The sequence below is a fragment of the Sphingomonas sp. genome (genome assembly GCF_017745215.1).
Taxonomy (GTDB): domain Bacteria; phylum Pseudomonadota; class Alphaproteobacteria; order Sphingomonadales; family Sphingomonadaceae; genus Sphingomonas.
In genome coordinates, this window is record NZ_JAGHZV010000005.1 from 167,444 (window position 1) to 185,385 (window position 17,942).

General features: G+C 69.1%; 10 protein-coding genes. 5 read left to right on the forward strand and 5 right to left on the reverse strand.

Annotated elements, in window-relative coordinates; translation table 11 throughout:
• Nucleotides 1-118: 118 nt before the first annotated feature.
• The gene (locus J7495_RS07130) at nt 119-1,318 is read left to right on the forward strand and encodes a nucleotidyltransferase family protein (protein WP_294055759.1); all 1,200 of its coding nucleotides are present in this window, start codon (nt 119-121) and stop codon (nt 1,316-1,318) included.
• The gene (locus tag J7495_RS07135; protein ID WP_294055761.1) at nt 1,315-2,589 is read left to right on the forward strand and encodes an MFS transporter; all 1,275 of its coding nucleotides are present in this window, start codon (nt 1,315-1,317) and stop codon (nt 2,587-2,589) included. The genes J7495_RS07130 and J7495_RS07135 overlap by 4 nt, the downstream gene beginning before the upstream one ends.
• A 3-nt stretch (nt 2,590-2,592) precedes the next feature.
• On the opposite strand, the gene J7495_RS07140 is transcribed toward J7495_RS07135, so the two are convergent.
• The 5 genes from J7495_RS07140 to J7495_RS07160 form a co-directional block, all read right to left on the reverse strand.
• A complete protein-coding gene (locus J7495_RS07140; RefSeq protein ID WP_294055762.1) occupies nt 2,593-2,979 on the reverse strand; it encodes a response regulator in 387 nt (128 codons plus the stop codon).
• Between the two features lie 72 nt (nt 2,980-3,051).
• Nucleotides 3,052-5,526 (reverse strand): ATP-binding protein, encoded by a 2,475-nt coding sequence (locus J7495_RS07145; protein WP_294055764.1) that lies wholly within the window; start codon nt 5,524-5,526, stop codon nt 3,052-3,054.
• A complete protein-coding gene (locus tag J7495_RS07150; RefSeq protein WP_294055766.1) occupies nt 5,526-6,833 on the reverse strand; it encodes a GGDEF domain-containing phosphodiesterase in 1,308 nt (435 codons plus the stop codon). Before J7495_RS07150 ends, J7495_RS07145 begins: the two co-directional genes overlap by 1 nt.
• Nucleotides 6,834-7,802: 969 nt before the next feature.
• The gene (locus tag J7495_RS07155) at nt 7,803-9,605 is read right to left on the reverse strand and encodes a HAMP domain-containing sensor histidine kinase (protein ID WP_294055768.1); all 1,803 of its coding nucleotides are present in this window, start codon (nt 9,603-9,605) and stop codon (nt 7,803-7,805) included.
• The gene (locus tag J7495_RS07160; RefSeq protein ID WP_294055770.1) at nt 9,605-11,482 is read right to left on the reverse strand and encodes an EAL domain-containing protein; all 1,878 of its coding nucleotides are present in this window, start codon (nt 11,480-11,482) and stop codon (nt 9,605-9,607) included. The genes J7495_RS07155 and J7495_RS07160 overlap by 1 nt, the downstream gene beginning before the upstream one ends.
• Before the next feature lie 324 nt (nt 11,483-11,806).
• On the opposite strand from J7495_RS07160, the gene J7495_RS07165 reads away from it, so the two are divergent.
• From J7495_RS07165 to J7495_RS07175, 3 genes are all read left to right on the forward strand, one after another.
• Nucleotides 11,807-13,972 carry a PAS domain S-box protein gene (locus tag J7495_RS07165; protein ID WP_294055771.1) on the forward strand — a complete coding sequence of 722 codons (2,166 nt, stop codon included), beginning with the start codon at nt 11,807-11,809 and terminating at the stop codon, nt 13,970-13,972.
• The gene (locus J7495_RS07170) at nt 13,969-14,337 is read left to right on the forward strand and encodes a response regulator (RefSeq protein WP_294055773.1); all 369 of its coding nucleotides are present in this window, start codon (nt 13,969-13,971) and stop codon (nt 14,335-14,337) included. The genes J7495_RS07165 and J7495_RS07170 overlap by 4 nt, the downstream gene beginning before the upstream one ends.
• 145 nt (nt 14,338-14,482) lie before the next feature.
• Nucleotides 14,483-17,839: a polysaccharide deacetylase family protein gene (locus J7495_RS07175; RefSeq protein WP_294055775.1), complete on the forward strand. Its 3,357-nt coding sequence runs from the start codon at nt 14,483-14,485 to the stop codon at nt 17,837-17,839.
• Nucleotides 17,840-17,942 lie beyond the last annotated feature (103 nt).

Here is a 17,942-nt window from a genome sequence, read left to right on the forward strand (position 1 = left end):
GGCCCCGGCACAACGCCGGGGTGACGGTTGGGTTTCGCGGAGTCGTCGACCGACGGATCCAAGTGCCGAGGCGCACCGGGGGTTTCAGCTTTGCCCGCTCAGCCGCTATAGCCCGGATATGCCGAGCGATTTCAGCCCCGAGTTCCGTTTCGTCTGCGCCGCCTGCCGGTGGCCGCGCGGGCCGGAGCGCGACGCCGCGGTGCGCGACGCTGCAGAAGGGATCGACTGGTCCCGCGCCGCGGCGATCGCCCGGCGCCAGCGCGTCTGGGGGTTGGTCGACGACGCGATCCGCTCGGCCGGGCTGGAGCCACCGCCCGAAGTCGCGACCGGCTTCGCCCAGCGCGGCGAGGCCAATGCCCGGCGCAACCTGATCGCGCTCGCCGCCACCGCCCAGCTCGGCCGCGCCTTCGATGCCGCGGGGATCGACTGGATCGGCTTCAAGGGACTCACCCTGGCGGTGCGTGCCTATGGTTCGCTGGCGGTCAAGATGTCGAACGACATCGACCTGCTCGTCTCCGAAGCCGACACGGCCCGCGCCTGCTCGCTGATTGCCGAGGCCGGCTACCGGCGCTTCAACCCTGGTCCCGAGATCGCCGACCACCAGATCGAGGCCTGGATGAAGGTCTGCAAGGAAACCGGCTGGCACCACCCCCAGAGCGGCCTGATCGTCGAGCTGCACGGCCGGATGCTCGCCAATCCCGCGCTGATGCCCGAGGCGGGCCTGTCGGCGCCGCGCCAACGCATCGTCCTCGCGCCCGGTATCGACGTACCGACGCTCGCCGACGAGATTCTCCTCCCCTATCTCTTCGTCCATGGCGCGCACCACGGCTGGTTCCGCCTCAAATGGCTCGCCGACGTCGCTGCCTGGCTCGCGCGGGAGCCCGAGCTCGTCGAGCAGCGCTACGAGGAATCGCGCGCGCTCGGCGTCGGCCGCGCCGCTGCCCAGGCGATGCTGCTCGCGCACAAGCTGCTCGCGCTGCCGCTCGACCCGGCGTTCGAGGCCAGGCTCCGGGCCGATCCGGTCCATCGCCGCCTCGTCGCGATCGCGCTCGCCTGCATGGCCGGCGACTTCGAGCTGACCGAGCACGCCAACCCCGCCGCGCGGACGATGCTGCCCGCGACGCTCGGCGCGCTGTGGTTGCGCCGCGGGCTTGGCTACAAATGGAGCGAGCTGGTGTCGCTCGCCTCCAACCCCACCGATCGCGCGACGGGCAAGCTGCCGCCCGGGCTCGGCTTCCTCTATCCGGTGCTCGGCGGCGTGCGCTGGGGCGCGCGGATGACGGGGCTCATCGGCCGCGAGGCGAAGAAGGCCGCGTGACGGGCGCCGCGACGCCCCGGCGCCGCCTCGGCCCGATTCTCGGCGGATCGGCGGGCAACCTCGTCGAATGGTACGACTGGTACGCCTATGCCGCGCTGACCGCTTATCTCGCGCCGCACTATTTCCCCGACACCGCGGCGAAGGACCTCAACGCCTGGGCGGTGTTCGCGGTCGGCTTCTTCATGCGGCCGATCGGCGGCTGGCTGATGGGCGTCTACGGCGATCGCTACGGCCGCAAGGCGGGGCTGACGCTGTCGGTCACGCTGATGTGCCTCGGCTCGCTGCTGATCGCGCTGACGCCCGGCTATGCGGCGATCGGCCCCGCCGCGACCGCGGTGCTGGTGCTCGCGCGGCTGATCCAGGGCCTGTCGCTCGGCGGCGAGTACGGCGCGAGCGCGACCTATCTCTCCGAGATGGCGGGCAAGGAGCGCCGCGGCTTCTTCTCGAGCTTCCAGTACGTCACGCTGATCTCGGGCCAGCTGATCGCGCTGCTCGCGCTGATCCTGCTCCAGGCCGTGATGCCCGCGGCGGAGCTCAAGGCCTGGGGCTGGCGCATCCCCTTCGCGATCGGCGGGCTGCTCGCGGTGATCGTCTTCTGGCTCCGACGCCGCCTCCCCGAGACCGAGAGTTTCGCCAGGCGCGAGACCGGCGAGCGCTCGGGGCTGCTCGCGCTCTGCCTGCGCCACCCGCGCGAAGCGGCGGTGGTGATGCTGCTCACCGCCGGCGGCACGCTCGCCTTCTATGCCTACACCATCTACCCGCTCGCCTTCCTCAAGAAGACCGCGGGCTTCTCCGACGCCGCCTCGGCGCAGGTCAACGCCGCCGCGCTGTTCGTCTTCATGTGCCTCCAGCCGCTCGCGGGCGCGCTGTCGGACCGGATCGGGCGCAAGCCGCTGATGGTCGGCTTCGGCGTGCTGGGCGTGCTCTTCTCCTATCCGATCTTCGTCGCGCTCGAAGGCGTGAAGACCGGCGTGGGCGCATTCCTGCTGATGGTCGCGGCGCTGGCGATCGTCACGGGCTATACGTCGATCAACGCGGTAGTGAAGGCCGAGCTCTTTCCCGCGCACATCCGCACGCTCGGGGTCGCGCTTCCCTATGCGCTGGCCAACGCGATCTTCGGCGGCACCGCGCCCTATGTCGCCCTGTGGTTCAAGGACGAAGGCTGGGAGCGCGGCTTCTACTGGTACGTCACCGCGATGATCGGCATCTCGCTCATCACCTACCTCGCGATGCGCGACACGCGGAAGCACAGCCGCATCCTGGAGGACTGATCCCTAGAGGATCATCCCCCCGCCGCGGATCGCGAGCACGCGGCCGATCGAATCGAACAGCGCGTCCATCGCCACCGGCTTGAACAGCACGTCGTCCGCCCCCGTCTCGAGGCAGCGCTCGCGCAGGTCGACCGCGGTGTCGGCGGTGATCACGATGATCGGCAGGTCCTTCTTCGCATCCTCGCGGCCGCGGATGCGACGGATCGCCTCGAGCCCGTCCATGCCCGGCATGCGCAGGTCGACGAGCACGACGTCGAAGTCCTCAGCCTCGATCTTGGCCAAGCCTTCCTCGGCCAGACCCGCCTCGGCCATCGTCGCGCCCGCGACATCGAGCATGTCCTTCACGACCCGGCGATTCATCGGGTCGTCCTCGATGAAGAGGATGTTCATCCTTGGCGTGATCCGAGCGCGGCAATCATCAGAGGTGCGACCTTCTTGTTCGGCTTCCCGGAACCTATTGCGCTATGCAGCCCGCGACACAAGCGCGCCCGGACTCGGCTCGTCCGAATCTCCTTTCGACACCGTAACGAGCGCCTTGATCAATGCGGGTCCATTCACCGGCTTGTCAATCACCTGTCCGACACCCGCGTCAAGAAGTATAGTACGAATCGCATCATCAGGCTTGACCCACAGCACTGCGCTCGCTGCGCCCGCGGCCGCAGCCGCGTCGGCGAGCTGGCGGAGCAGGGCCGTCGGATCGCCGTCCTGTGCCTTGAGCGTGCCTTCGTCGACCAGGATCTCGTCGGCGCCGTCACCCAGCGCGGCGACCGCCTCGTCCAGCGTCGCGAGGAAGCGCAGCGTGCCCACCCGCGGCTCGAGCAGGGTCTTGAGCATCGCTCGCGCGATCGGGTTGCGGTCGAGCACCAGCAGCGTCCCCTCGCCGCCCTTCGCCGCGACGCTCTCCGCCGGCGCCTCGGCCTCGGTCATCGGCATGTCGACGATGAAGCGCGAGCCCTCGCCTTCGCGGCTCTCGACCGAGATGTCGCCGCCGAGCGCGCGCGCCAGGTTGCGGCAGATCGCGAGCCCCAGCCCGGTCCCGCCGAACTTGCGCGTCGTGCTGGTGTCGACCTGCTTGAACGATTCGAAGATCTCGTCGAGCTTCTCCTGCGGGATGCCGATGCCGCTGTCGGTGACGACCAGCCGCAGCCGCCCGCCCTCTGCCACCGCGCTCAACCCCACCTGGCCCGCCGCGGTGAACTTGATCGCGTTGGAAAGCAGGTTGAACACGATCTGCCGCAGGCGCGCCGAATCGCTGACGATCCAGCCCGGCGCCTTCTCGAGGTCGAGCACGAAGCCCAGCCCCTTGGCGCGCGCCTGCTCCTCCCACATCCGCGTCACGTCGCGCAGCACCGCGGGCAGGTTCGTCGGCGCGGTCTCGACGGTGAGGTTGCCCGTCTCCATCTTGGCGAGGTCGAGGATGTCGTCGACCAACGCGCGCATCGTCACGCCGGCGCCATGGACGATGCCGATCCGGTCGCGCGTCGCCGGCTCGATCCGGGGATCGGAGAGCATCACCTGCGTCATCCCCAGGATGCCGTTCAGCGGCGTGCGGATCTCGTGGCTCGTCGTCGCGAGGAACTCGGTCTTGGCCTTGAGCGCCTTCTCGAGCGCGAAGTTGGTCTCGCCCAGCACGATGTTCGCCGCGCGAACCTGGTTGCGGCTGCGGCGGATCACGAACAGCGCGACGGTGAGCAGCAGGATGATCACCAGCGTCGCGCCGCCGATGTAGAGGAACAGCGCGCGCTGGAACTCGGCCGACTTGGCGATCTGCTCGGCGCGCAGATTGGCGATCTTGGCGTCCTTGTTCGCCGAATCGAACTGCGCCGACATCAGCGCCGCGCCGGTGGTCGTCGCCACCTTCGCTGCTTCGTCGTCCAGCCGCTTCTTTGCCTCGAGGTGCCTGAGCGCCAGCGCATCCTCTCCCAGCTTCTCGTAGACGAGATAGGCGACGGTATGCGGATAGAGATAGGCCGAGGAAGTCTTGCTCAGGTCGACGCCCGCGAAGACCTCGTCGATCAGCTGCCTGGCGCGCGCCAGGTCGCCGCGCTCCATCGCGACGCGCGCCGCCACGGCCGAGAGCTGGAGCCGCACCGCATGCGCATCGGCGCCGCGCGCGAGGGCAAAGCCCTCGGACAGCGCCTGCTCCGCCGCGGCCAGCCGCCGCGCCTCGACGCGCCCGCGCGCGATGTTGCCGAGCACCCGCGCCTCGAGCACCGCGCTGCCGTTTGCGCGCGCGATCTCCAACGCCTTCAGATATTCCGCCTCGGCCGCGTCGTAGAGGTCGAGCCTCAGCAACGTGTTGCCCAGGTTGTTGTGCAGCGACATCGAGAGCTGCGGATCGCCGTCATAGGCACCCGCCGCCTCGGCGAAATATTTCTGCGCATTCGCGAAGTCGTTCGCGCCCAGGTAGAGCAGCGCGATGTTCTGCAGCGCGATCGCCTGGCTGCGCGGCTCACGCGCGGCGACGAAGGTGCGATAGGCCTGGTGGTAGTTGCCCAGCGCCTCGGACGCCTGGTCGCGGTCGACGAAGAGCGAGCCCTGCGACATCAGCAGGTCGCCGCGCAGCTTGAGCGTCTCCTGGATCGGCGCGATCAGCTTGAGCCCGCGCGCGAGCAGCGGCGCGGCGAGGTCGGGCTCGCCGCTGCGCAGATGCGCCTCGGCCGCGAGCCAATAGCCCGTCGCCAGCACGAGCGAGCGCGTGCGCTCGTCCGGCAGCGCCGCCGCGAGCCGCTCCGCATCGGCGACGTGGCGGAGCACTTCGCGCGGGTCCTCCATCATCGCCGCCTTGGCGCGCGCGAAGGCATCCTCGATCGCGGGGCTGAACCTGGGCTGGGGCAGCGGCGACGAAGCCGCGGAAGGCGCCTGGGCCCGTGCCGCCGCCGGCACCAGCGCCGAACAGCCGAGCAGCAGCAACGCGAGACGCAGCTTCCGCCGCATCACGCGCGCTTCCAGAAGCTCTCGGGCCGGATGAACGACGTCGGCACCGCGCCGGCGCCCTGCAGCTTAGCTTCGTCGGCAACGAAGGTGCGGAACGCGTCGATGCCGAGCGGGCGCGAGATCAGGAAGCCCTGCACCATGTCGCAGCCCATCACGCTGAGCAGCGCCAGCGCCGAGGGCGTCTCCACCCCCTCTGCCGTCACTTCCATCTCGAGCGCATGCGCGAGGTCGATCGTCGAGCGGACAATGAGCGGGTCGCGGTTGCTCGAGGTGAGCTGCATCACGAACATCTTGTCGATCTTGAGCTCGCGCGCGGGGAGCTGCTTCAGATAGGCGAGCGACGAGAGCCCCGCGCCATAATCGTCGATCGCCAGCGTCACGCCGATGTCGGCGAAGGCATGAAGGTGCCGGATCGCGCTTTCGGGATCGCGGATCACCGAAGTCTCGGTGATCTCGAAGCCGATCTTGGCGTCCGAATGCGCGAGGATCTCGCAGGCTTCCGCCACGAACGCCTCGTCGGCGAGCAGCACGCCCGAAATGTTGAGGAACAGCGGCAGGTCGTGCCCGTCGGCGGCGAGGGTCTTCTGGTCGGCGATCACCTGGCGCAGCGTCCAGAGCGTCAGCGCGCCGATCTCGCCCGCCTGCTCGGCCACCGAGATGAAGTCGCCCGGCAGGATCAGCCCGCGCGTTGGATGCTGCCAGCGGATCAACGCCTCGGCGCTTGCGATCGCCTGGCGGCGGACGTGGATCTTGGGCTGGTATTGGAGGAACATCTCCCCGTTCGCGATCGCCCGCGGCAATTCGCGCATCAGGGTGAGCCGGTCGAACGCAAGGTCGGTGCGCGACAGGTCGAGCATCACCACCCGATTCTCGGCCTGCGCCTGCTCGAGCGCCGATTCGGCCGCCTCGGCGAGGCGGACCTCGTCGCTGTCGCCCGACGGCGCCGCGGCGACGCCGAAGCGCATCTGGAGCTGGAAGCGCTCGCCGTCGATGTCGAGCGAGCGGAGGAACGCCTTGCGCAGCCGGTCGATGTCGGCGGCCGCGAGTTCGGTGGTCTCGCGCTCGAAGGAGATTTCGATCAGCGCGCGACCGCTCGGCGCGATCCGCATGTCGGGGCAGATCCCATTGATCCTGGCCGCGGCATCGAGCACCAGCTGGTCGGCGCGCGGGCGGCCGAGGTGCCGGCGCAGCATCGCGAAGTTGCCGATCTCGCACAGGCAGAGGATGCGCCAGTAGCGACCGTTGCCGCCGGCGCCGTTGCCACGCTCGGCGCGTGCAGTGGGATGCAGCGAGATCCGGCGCGGCATCGGCGCGTCGCCGCTTCGTTGCGGTCCCGAACCATCCGCCCGGGGTATCTCCCGCTCTGCAGGGCGTGCGCGAGCGCCGCTCGCGGCCGCACGGCCGCGAGCAGGTGTTGAGTTCGCCGGGGGTTCGATCCGTGCCGACATCCCCTCACTTCTAGGCGCTCAGCCTTGAAGGAAGCGTTAAGCACGGACCCCGTTCGCCCTTCCTGAATGCGTCTGGAAACGCCCCCCGGAACGCCCGATGACACCGCTGTCCTCCGTAGTGTTACGACTTGATTAAGGCTTAATCTCCCTTTAACCACCGAATCGCGCGAAATGCGCACGATGGGAGACTGAAGATGTTCGCGTTTCTTGTTCTCTTCCGCGACGGTCTGGGCGGCGACAACATTCGTCCGTTCTGAACCGAACGCACTGCCGGGCCGGCGGTGAGGCGCTTCCGTGGCGGGGGTGCGCTGACCGGCCCGGTCGGTAATGAAACCGAATGAAGCCGTGGGCACCCGCCCGCGGCTTTTTTGATTCGATATCAATCATATCGGATGAAATCCGGCCCGATCCGGAGCAGGTTCGTTTCGGGTGCGAAGCGGACTTACCGGGCCGCTCGCATCCAAACCCGCTTCTTCATTTTAAGCCGTCTCCCCGGTTTCGCGGGTACATCGGGTCGGCGTGCCCCCGGCATGGCCGACCCGATGTAGGCTGGGTGAGGGTCTTCTTGTTCTGCCTTCTCGCAGGGTCGTCGCACCTCGCCTTTCGAAGACCCGTCACCCTCAACTTGGGCGTGTCATTAATTGCGGCCTTTGAAAGCAGGTTGGGAGGGGCACGCTGTCTTCCTAAATCGTCAGCTGTAGGAGTGCCGAAACCCGTTCGGCAATTGATCACACGCCATTGTTTCGGGGTTCAACTGCGGGCGACACTGCCAAGAGGTTGGTTGGATGCTGAAACACGTTCAGGATGACAGGGTAAAAGAAGCGGCGCTCAGCCCACCGCCGCTACAACCTCCGCCTGTATCCCCAGCACACTCGCCGCCTTCAGCGACAGCATCGCGCAGGCGCCATACCCCCGCCCCAGGCTCTCGAGCGCCAGCGTGCCCTCCATCGCGCGCATCGAATTGGCGCACCAGTGCAGCCCCAGTCCGCCCGACTTCTCCTCGCGCGTCGAATAGCCGCGCTGGAACAGCCGGTCGGCGATGTCGGCGTCGAACCCTTCGCCGTCGTCCCTGATCCGAATCCGCACGCGTTCGCCAACCTGCTCGATCGTTACCGCGATGCTCCCCTCGCCGCGCCCCGTCGCCGCGATCGCCTCGACTGCGTTGGAGAAGAGGTTGCCCACCACCTGGCTCAGGATCACGCGGTTGGCGAGCACCCAGCAGGGCTCGGCCGGATAGCGGAACTCGATCGCGGTCCCGCCCGAATAGCGCGCGATCACCGCATTCTGCGCGACGATCGCGACGAGGTCGCACGAGCCGAGCTGCGGCCGCGCGTTCGCAACTTCCTGCTGGCGGCCGATGATGTCGAGCACATGGCGCAGCGCCTCGCGGCCGATGTCGAGCTGGCGGTGGCGCTCGTCGCGCTCGGCGTCGCCCGCCTCGATCGCCGCCGCCAGGAAGGCGACGAGCTTCCGCCGCCGCGCCGCCGGGATCCTGCCTTCGACCAGCTCGGCCAAAGCGCGGTCGAGCGTCGCGCGGTCCACGGCCGGCGGCCGGTCGAGCCCCTGGCTCATCACCGTCGTCACCGGGTTCAGCGCGTTGCGGACATTGTGCATCACCGCGACCGCGCTCTCGCTGCGCCCCATCGCGAAGCTCTGCGCCTCGAGCTGCTCGCGCAGCCCCTGGAGCTGGCGGAGCATCGAGTTGAAGCTCGCGACCAGGCTGCCGATCTCGTCGTTGCGCGGCGCTTCGGTGAGCAGGTCGAGCTCGCCCGATTCGCGCACCACGCCCATATGCTGCTCGACCCGGTTCAAGGGCCGCAGCACCAGTCGCGTGATCGCGCGACGGAGCACGATCAGCACGAAGGCGAGCAACAGGCTCGATCCGATCACCGCGAGCAGCAGCAGCCGCGTCCCCAGCGTCGAGATGTCGCGCGACACGCTGAACGCCGCGGTCGCCACCGGCTCGCCGCGCGGACCCGGCACCGGCACGCCGACCACCAGCGTCGACGATCCCGGCGCCATTTCGAGCGCATTGGCGGCGTGGCTCAGGTCGATCCGCGCGGCGAGCTGGAGCAGGCTGCTCAGCTGCCGGGAGCCGATCGTCCGCGCCATCAGCACATGGCCGTTCCCGGGCACGCGCGCCACGCCCACCGCCGCGAGCCGTCCGCCCATCCGCAGGTAGAAGCTCGCCGAGCCCCGCCCCTCGAGCACCCGCGCGAAGTCCAGGCTACCCGCCGCCGCGGCCAGCGCATCGCGCATCGCCGCATTCCCGGTCGTCTGCCCCGCATCGACCCAGCGTGCCGAGCGCACCCGGCCCTCGAGCCCGACCCAGGCGACGCCCTCGACGTCGAGGCTCGCCATCGCCTGCGGCGCCACGCCTTCACCCGAGGCACGCGCCACCGATTCCATCACCCGGGCATAATCCGCCAGCGCCGCGCGCGTGCGGTCGGCCTGGGCGAGCACCTGCTGGCGCTCGAGCCGGTTGAAGCTCGGCACGATCACCATCGCCATCAGCAGCGTGAGCGCAGTCGCCGCGATCAGCCCGATGCCGGTGAGCATCCACACCAGCTTGCCGCCGAGCGACCCCGGCGGCCGCAATCGCCGCGACGAAGGCCCGGCGCCGGCACGCATCAGCCGTGCGTCCCGGTCCGCGCTCCGAAGCCGAACACGATCTCCTCATCCTCGCCCGGGGTCAGGAAGCGCTTGGCGGAAAGCGCCGCGGCGCGCTCGGCGACCATCGGGTGGGCGAGGAAATAGCCCTGGGCATGGCTGCACCCCGCGACTCGGAGCGCCTGGAGCTGCGCCGAATTCTCGACGCCCTCGGCCACCACTTCCAGCCCCAGCGCGCGGCCGAGGTGGATGATCGAGTGGACGATCGCGGCTGATTCCCGTTCCCGGCCCATGCCGTCGACGAAGCTGCGGTCGATCTTGAGGCTGTCGAGCGCGAACTTGCGGATGTTGTAGAGCGACGAATAGCCCGTGCCGAAATCGTCGAGCGCGATGCGGAAGCCCATCTGGCGCAGGCGATACAGCGTGTCCGCCGCGCGCTCGGCATCGTCGAAGATCGCGGTCTCGGTGATCTCGATCTGGAAGCGCTGCGGGCTCACCCCGGCCTCCATCACCCGCGCCATCAGATGCGCGACGAAATTCTGCCGGCGGAACTGGCGCGGCGAGAAATTGACCGAGACATATTGATCCGGCCATTGCTGCAGCGTCTTCAGCGCCTCGTCGGTCACCCAGTCGCCGAGCTCGTGGATCAGCGAGGATTCCTCGGCGATCGGGATGAACATCGCCGGCGCGGTGAGCCCGTACTCGGGGCTCGCCCAGCGCAGGAGCGCCTCGAAGCCCTTCACTTCCAGCGTGTCGCGCGTCGCGATCGGCTGGTAGACGAGGCACAGCTCGCCATTCTCGATCGCCTGGCCGAGCCCGGTCTCGATGCGGCGGCGGAAGCGGATCGATTCGTCCATGCTCTCGTCGAACAGCCGGACGATCCCGCGCCCGTCGCGCTTGGCCTCGTTGAGCGCGAGGTCGGCGCGGCGCATCACGTCCACCGGATCGCGCGGCTCGTCCGGCCCCACCACGACGAGCCCCGCCGAAGCGCTGCCCTGGACGGTGTGGCCGAACACCGAGAAGTTCGCCGAGGCCGCACGGATCAGCCGCTCGCAGCGCATCATCGCTTCGTCCTCGCCCGCGACGCGCATCAGCATCGCGAACTCGTCGCCGCCCAGCCGCGCGACGAAGCCCTCCCCTTTCATCACGCCCTGGAGCTCGGCGCAGACCATGCGGATCAGCTCGTCGCCCGCGAGATGGCCGAAGCTGTCGTTGACCAGCTTGAACCGGTCGAGGTCGAGCATCGCCATCGCGAAGCAGCTCCCTTCGCGCACCTGCTCGGCGAGCGCGCGGGTGAAGGCGAGCCGGTTGGGCGCGTCGGTCAGCGAATCATGGTTGGCCATGTGGATCGCGCGCGATTCGTTCGCGGCGAGCTCGAGCGTCTGCTCCTCGAGCAATGCGATCTTCTCGGCCAGCGCCTCGCGCGCCGCCGCCAGCTCGCGATCGACCTGCCATCGCCGCCCGAGCGCGCGCGCGGTCTGGACGACTTCGTCCACTTCGAACGGCTTGGCGATGTAGAAGATCTTGTCCGCCGGGCCGGCGGCGCGGCTGATGTCGAGCGGCGAGAAGTCCGAATAGCCGGTGACGATGACGATGTTGATCTCGGGGTCGATCGCGCGGATCCGCGCCGCGGTCTCCTTGCCGTCGATGCCCGGCGGCATGCGGATGTCGATGAAGGCCACCGCGAAGCGGTCGCCGCTCGCCATCGAGTCCTTCACCGCCGCGACCGCCTCCAATCCCTGCGAGCAATGCGTCGAGGCGAAGTGATGGTCCTCGTTCACCGGCACCACGGGCATTTGGCCGCTCTCGCCGAACAGTTCCGCGGCCATCGCCGACAGCGCCGCCTCGCCACGCTCGCCGCGCGCAGGCTCGAAGCAATGGCGATACGAATCATGCATCGCCGGTTCGTCATCAACGATCAGTAGCCGCACTTACGGGCCCCCCCTGAGGTATTTAAACGGAGTATCCGGATGGGCTTAATGCTGCGTAAAGATCGTTTCGAAGCCGTGCTCCTCCCAAGCCGCCTTCCAGTATCGTGAGTAGCACGTAAGCGTACACGTGCCGGTCCTCGCCCGGATCGGCGCGCGCCGGGAGTGAGCCGAAGCCGCATCCGATCCCCCCGCGGCTTCGGCTCATGGCGCCTCCACTGTCCCGGAGGCGCCTCCCCGGTTGCGGGATTTCCGCGTTGCTTTCCCTAGTCTTGCTCTTAGGGTCGCGGGCCCATGCACGCGTCCGATCCAGACGAGCCGATCGCGCCAGGCAGCGAGCCGCTGCCCGTGGGGGAGGATGAGTTCCGCCTGATCGCCGATTCCGCGCCCGTCGCGGTGTGGGTGTCGCGACTCGACCACCGGCGCAGCTTCGTCAACCGAGCCTATGTCGAATGGCTCGGCGTCTCCTACAAGCAGGCGCTCGACTTCGACTGGCGCGAGATCATCCACCCCGACGACGCGCTGCGCATCCTCGGCGAATCGATCGCGGGGGAAGCGAGCCTCAAGACCTTCGAGCTGATCGGACGCTATCGCCGCGGCGATGGCGCATGGCGGTGGCTCCACTCGACCTCGCAGCCGCGCTGGGATGCGGAGGGGCGCCACATCGGCTTCATCGGCGTCGCGCACGACGTCACCGACGCCAAGGAAGCCGAACTGGCGCTGCGCGACCGCGAGGCGCAGCTCTCGGCCTTCGTCAACCAGTCCACCGCGGGCTTCGCCGAAGTCGATCTCGACGGCCGCTTCACGCTGGTCAACGACCGCTTCTGCGAGATCGCCGGCTGGAGCCGCGAGGAGCTGCTCCAGCGCACGATGCAGTCGATCACCCATCCCGACGACTTGCCGCGCAACGTGCCGATGTTCGAACGCGCGGTGCACGACGGCACACCTTACACGCATGAGAAGCGCTATATCCGCAAGGACGGCGGCATCGTCTGGGTCAACAATTCGGTATCGGTGATCCGTCGCCCCGGCGGCGGGCCGTTCGGCGTGCTCGCGGTCACGCTCGACGTCACCCAGCGCCGCGAATCCGAGCAGGAGCTGCGCCGAAGCGAGGAGACGCTCCGCCTCGCCGTCGAAGGCGCCGGCATGGCGACCTGGGAGCTCGACCTGCCAGCGCGCGAGGGCCAATGGTCGCCCAACCGCTTCGACCTGCTCGGCCTGCCGCGCACCGCCAGCCTGCGCGGCACGGTCGAGGACTGGATCGCGCGCATCGTCGACGAGGACAAGCCGATCGCGCGCGAGGCGGTCGAGCGCTGCTTCGCCGCGGGCGAGCCCTATCGCATCGAATATCGCATCCGCCGCGCGGACAATGGCGAGGAGCGGTGGCTCCAGAGCCACGGCAGCCGCATCGACCATGACGGCGGTCGGCTCAACCGCTTCGTCGGCGTCTCGTTCGACATCACCGAGCGCAAGCATGCCGAGGAGGAACTGCGCGACAGCGAAGCGCGTTTCCGTACGATCTTCGAGCAGGCTAACGACTATTTGATCACCACCACGCTCGACCAGCGGATCACCTCGGTGAACCCCGCCGCACTCAGTGCCCTCGGCTATACCGAGGCGGAGGCGATCGGCCGCCATGTCTCCGAGTTCATGGATGCCGAGCAATATGCGCTCAGCCGCGAGGCGCTCGAGCACAAGATCCAGTTTGGCGGCAACACCCGCGTCTCGATCGTCGTGCGCGCCCGCGATGGCCGCCAGCTGGTCTGGGAGATCGATTCGCGGCTGATGGCCGACGAACGTGGCAAGCCGATCGCGCTCAATGCGATCGGGCGCGACATCACCGAGGCCAAGCGCGCCGAGGCGCATCTCCGGCTGCTCGTCGACGAGCTCAACCACCGCGTGAAGAACAGCCTGGCGATCGTCCAGGGCATCGCCCAGCAGACCTTCAAGGCCGGCGCCGATCCCGAGGCGGCGCGGCGCGCTTTCGAAGGCCGCATCGCCGCCCTCAGCGAGGCGCACGACCTGCTCACCCGTGAACATTGGGGCTCGGTCTCGATGGCGCGGATCATCGCCGATGCGGTCGCTCCGCACGGCGGCGACCTCGGCCGTTTCCGTCTCGACGGCCCCGACCTCACCATCGCCCCCAAGACCGCGATCAGCCTCGCGCTCGCGATCCACGAGCTCGCGACCAACGCCGTCAAGCACGGCGCGTTGTCGCAGCCCGAGGGACGTGTGACGATCCTCTGGGCGCGGGGCGGCAGCGAGGCCGATCCCCAGCTCCATTTCGAATGGAGCGAGGCGGGCGGCCCGCCGGTGACGCCGCCCAAGTCGCGCGGCTTCGGCACGCGGATGATCGAGCGCGGGCTCGCGGCGGAGCTGAACGGCACCGTCCATATCGAGTTCGCCCCCGCCGGCCTCATCTGCACGCTCGACGCGCCCTTGCCCGAGGCCGCGTCGTGACGGCCCTCGCCGGCGCGCGCGTGCTCGTCGTCGAGGATGAGCCGATCGTGGCGATGTGCCTCGAGGACATGCTCGAGGCGCTCGGCTGTATCCCCATCGGTCCCGCCGGACGGCTCGACGAAGGGCTGCGCTATGCCCATGACGCCGCGCTCGACGCGGCGATCCTCGACGTCAATCTCGGCGGCGAGCAGAGCATCGCGATCGCGGAGGCGCTGCTCGCACGCGGCATCCCTTTCGCCTTCGCCAGCGGCTATGCCGCCGCCCCCGAGGTCGGCGGCGCCCAGGCCGCGCCGCTGATCGGCAAGCCCTATCGCGAGTCGGATGTCGAGGCGGCGCTGACGGCGCTGCTGGATCCGGCGGACTGATCGGATCCGACCCTGACAGTCTGCGCTCCCTTCCAGGGAGGGGAGTCAGACAGCACCGATCCCCCACCCCCTGCTTAGGTTTGATTTACGCGCCCGCCGCTGCCTGCCACTGCGCCGCCCCTGGGACTCTCGCCGGGGTGGCACCATGACGCATCAGCCTGTCTTCTACGATCCGAGCGGCTTCCGGAAGCGCTGGTCTCTGCGCGGAATGGTCGCGGTGTTCCTCGGCATCGTGATCGCCGCGGTGCTCTTCGCTACCACCCTGGTGGACGTCCCGGCCGGCTCGCCGCTCGCGATCGGGCTCGAGCGCCCACAGGCGCTGCGCCTCGGCGCGCAGGTCGCGCGCGCGGGCCATCACGTCCGCCGCGGCATCTCGACGCTCGGCGGCTGGCTGCCGCGCAAGCCCGCCGCACACGCCGGCCAGCCGCTCACCGTCGGCTTCTACGTTCCCTGGGATCCCGCCAGCCTCGATTCGCTGCGCGGCCACCTCAAGCAGATCGACTGGGTCGTCCCCGCGCTCGCCGGCGTGAGCGGGCCCGACCATGCCCTGCGCATCGTCAACGATCCCGGCCTCGCCTATCTCCTCGCCACCGCGCCGACACGCCCGCACCAGCTCACCATGGTGCAGAACCTCGACGACGGCGCCTGGGACGGCCCCAATGCCGCGACGCTGCTCCACGATCCCGCCGCCCGCGCGCGGCTGATCCAGGCGCTCGTCGCCATGGCCGAGCGCCAGCACGCCGCGGGCCTCTGCTTCGACTTCGAGAACCTGCCGGCCAAAGCGCTGCCCGATTACGTCAAGCTGCTCACCGAAGCGAACAAGGCGCTCGACGCCAAGGGCCTGCTCGTCACCGTCACCATCCCCGCCGACGACCCCACCTGGCCGCTCGCCCAGATCGCCGCGGTCACCGACCGGCTGTTCCTCATGGACTATGACCAGCATTGGCAGGGCGGCACCGCCGGCCCGATCGCGGCGCAGCCCTGGTTCATCGAGCAGATCCGCCGCTCGCTCTCCCAGGTCCCGCGCGACAAGCTCATCGTTGCGCTCGGCAGCTACGGCTACGACTGGCACGGCGACACCGTCGACGCGATGACGGTCGAGGAAGCGCTCGACGCCGCACACGACAGCAGCACCACGCCCCAGTTCGACCCCGACAGCGGCAATTCGCGCTTCGCCTATGAGGAGGAGGACGGCGAGAGCCACAACATCTGGCTGATGGACGCCGCCGCGACCTGGAACCAGCTCCAGGCCACTCGCGCGCTGGGCGTCAACAGCGTCGCGCTGTGGCGGCTCGGCAGCGAGGACCCGGGCGTCTGGACCACGCTCGACACCTGGCGCCAAAGTCCCGGCACGCGGGGCAAGGCGCGGCCCGATCTCGCCTCGATCACCCCCGCGAACGACGTCGACGTCGAGCATTCGGGCGAGATCCTGCGCATCACCGCGACCCCCACCACCGGCAAGCGCCGCATGACCTTCGGCGCCGACGGGCTGATCCACAACGTCGTCTACGACTCGCTCCCGACCCCCTATGTCGTATCCCGCACCGGCGCGCAGAATCCCAAGCTGATCGCGCTCACCTTCGACGACGGCCCCGATTCCTACTGGACCCCGCGCATCCTCGACGTGCTCAAGGCGAAGCACGTCCCCGCCACCTTCTTCGTGATCGGCGAGAATGCGGTCGACAATCCGGGCCTCATGCGCCGCCTCGTCGCCGAGGGGCACGAGATCGGCAACCACAGCTACACCCATCCCAACATGGCGCAGGTGACCGACACCGAGGCGCGGCTCGAGTTCAACACCACCCAGCGCGTGATCGAGGCCTATACCGGCCACAGCACCCGCCTGTTCCGCGCACCCTATTTCGGCGACGCCGAGCCGACCACCGCCGACGAAATCGGTCCCGCGCTCGCGGCGCAGCAGGCGGGCTATACCGTGGTCGGCCTCCACGTCGATCCCGAGGACTGGCAGCGCCCCGGCGTCGACGCGATCATCAACACGACGATGCGCGAGATCCTCGAGCCAGAGCCCGACCGCTCCGCGAACATCGTCCTCCTCCACGACGGCGGCGGCGACCGCACCCAGACGCTCGCCGCGCTGCCGCAGATCATCGACCGGCTCCGCGCCAAGGGCTACACCTTCGTCCCGGTCTCGCAGCTCGCCGGCCTCACGCCCGCGCAGGTGATGCCCAAGGTCACCGCCGAGGACCTGGCGGCGGTGCGCTTCGACGTCGGCATCTTCCGCGTGCTCTCGGCGATCGGCGGCGGGCTCGTCTGGCTGTTCTTCCTCGCGATCGCGCTCGGCATGGCGCGCGCGGTGCTGATGACGATCCTCGCGGTCACCGGCCGCAACCACATGCCGGCCCCGCCGATGCCCGGGGAACCGCCCTTCGTCTCGGTGATCATCCCCGCCTATAACGAGGAACGCGTGATCGAGGCCTCGGTGCGCCGCGTGCTCGAGAGCGAGGGCGTCACGCTCGAAGTGATCGTCGCCGACGACGGCTCGAAGGACCGCACCAGCGCGATCGTCCGCGAGGTCTTCGGCCATGATCCGCGCGTCCAGCTGCTCACGCTCGTCAACGGCGGCAAGGCCGCGGCGCTCAACCGTGCCCTCAAGGACGCCACCGCCCCCGTCATCGTCGCGCTCGACGCCGACACCCAGTTCGAGCCGCTGACCATCGCCCGCCTCGCGCGCTGGTTCGCCGACCCCGACATCGGCGCGGTCGCGGGCAACGCCAAGGTCGGCAACCGCGTCAACCTCGTCACCAAATGGCAGGCGGTCGAATATGTCACCGCACAGAACGTCGAGCGCCGCGCGCTCGCGCGGTTCGATGCGATGATGGTCGTCCCCGGCGCGGTCGGCGCGTGGCGGCGCGAAGCGCTCGACGACGTCGGCGGCTATCCCGAGGACACGCTCGCCGAGGACCAGGACCTCACCATCGCGATCCAGCGCGACGGCTGGCGCGTCGCCTACGACGTCGAGGCAGTGGCCTGGACCGAGGCGCCCGAGAGCTTCAAGGCGCTCGCCAAGCAGCGCTACCGCTGGGCGTTCGGCACGCTGCAATGCCTGTGGAAGCACGGCCGCCTCGTGCTCGACCGCAGGCCCGCCGGCCTCGCGCTGGTCGGCGTGCCGCAGACCTGGCTGTTCCAGATCGTCTTCGCCGCGATCTCGCCGCTGATCGACACCGCGCTCATCGTCTCGATCGTCGGCACGATCGTCCGCGTCCTCCAGCACGGCTGGGCGCAGACGCAGACCGACGTGTTCCGCATGGGGCTCTACTGGCTGATCTTCACAGCGGTCGACCTCGCCTGCGGCTGGACCGCCTATGCGCTGGAGAAGCGCGAGAAGCGCTTCCCCGGCTTCCTGCTGCTCGCCCAGCGCTTCGTCTATCGCCAGGTGATGTACTGGGTCGTGCTCCGCGCGATCGGCTCGGCGGTGGCGGGCTTCTGGGTCGGCTGGGGCAAGCTGGAACGCACCGGACGGACGCGGACGCCAACCCCTTAGACCCGCCTCGTTTTTCCTTGGAGATCCGCTGCCGTACCCTATGATCGCGCCGGCGCCCCGGGGGGAGGTCTGATGCTGTCGGTCTTGCTATTGATGATCCTGA

Bases quoted from the DNA above. Each gene is read 5' to 3' on its own strand.
- J7495_RS07160 (WP_294055770.1), bottom strand. From the start codon at position 11,482: ATGCATGATTCGTATCGCCATTGCTTCGAGCCTGCGCGCGGCGAGCGT.
- J7495_RS07130 (WP_294055759.1), top strand. From the start codon at position 119: ATGCCGAGCGATTTCAGCCCCGAGTTCCGTTTCGTCTGCGCCGCCTGC.
- J7495_RS07150 (WP_294055766.1), bottom strand. From the start codon at position 6,833: ATGCCGCGCCGGATCTCGCTGCATCCCACTGCACGCGCCGAGCGTGGC.
- J7495_RS07165 (WP_294055771.1), top strand. From the start codon at position 11,807: ATGCACGCGTCCGATCCAGACGAGCCGATCGCGCCAGGCAGCGAGCCG.
- J7495_RS07155 (WP_294055768.1), bottom strand. From the start codon at position 9,605: ATGCGTGCCGGCGCCGGGCCTTCGTCGCGGCGATTGCGGCCGCCGGGG.
- J7495_RS07145 (WP_294055764.1), bottom strand. From the start codon at position 5,526: ATGCGGCGGAAGCTGCGTCTCGCGTTGCTGCTGCTCGGCTGTTCGGCG.
- J7495_RS07140 (WP_294055762.1), bottom strand. From the start codon at position 2,979: ATGAACATCCTCTTCATCGAGGACGACCCGATGAATCGCCGGGTCGTG.
- J7495_RS07175 (WP_294055775.1), top strand. From the start codon at position 14,483: ATGACGCATCAGCCTGTCTTCTACGATCCGAGCGGCTTCCGGAAGCGC.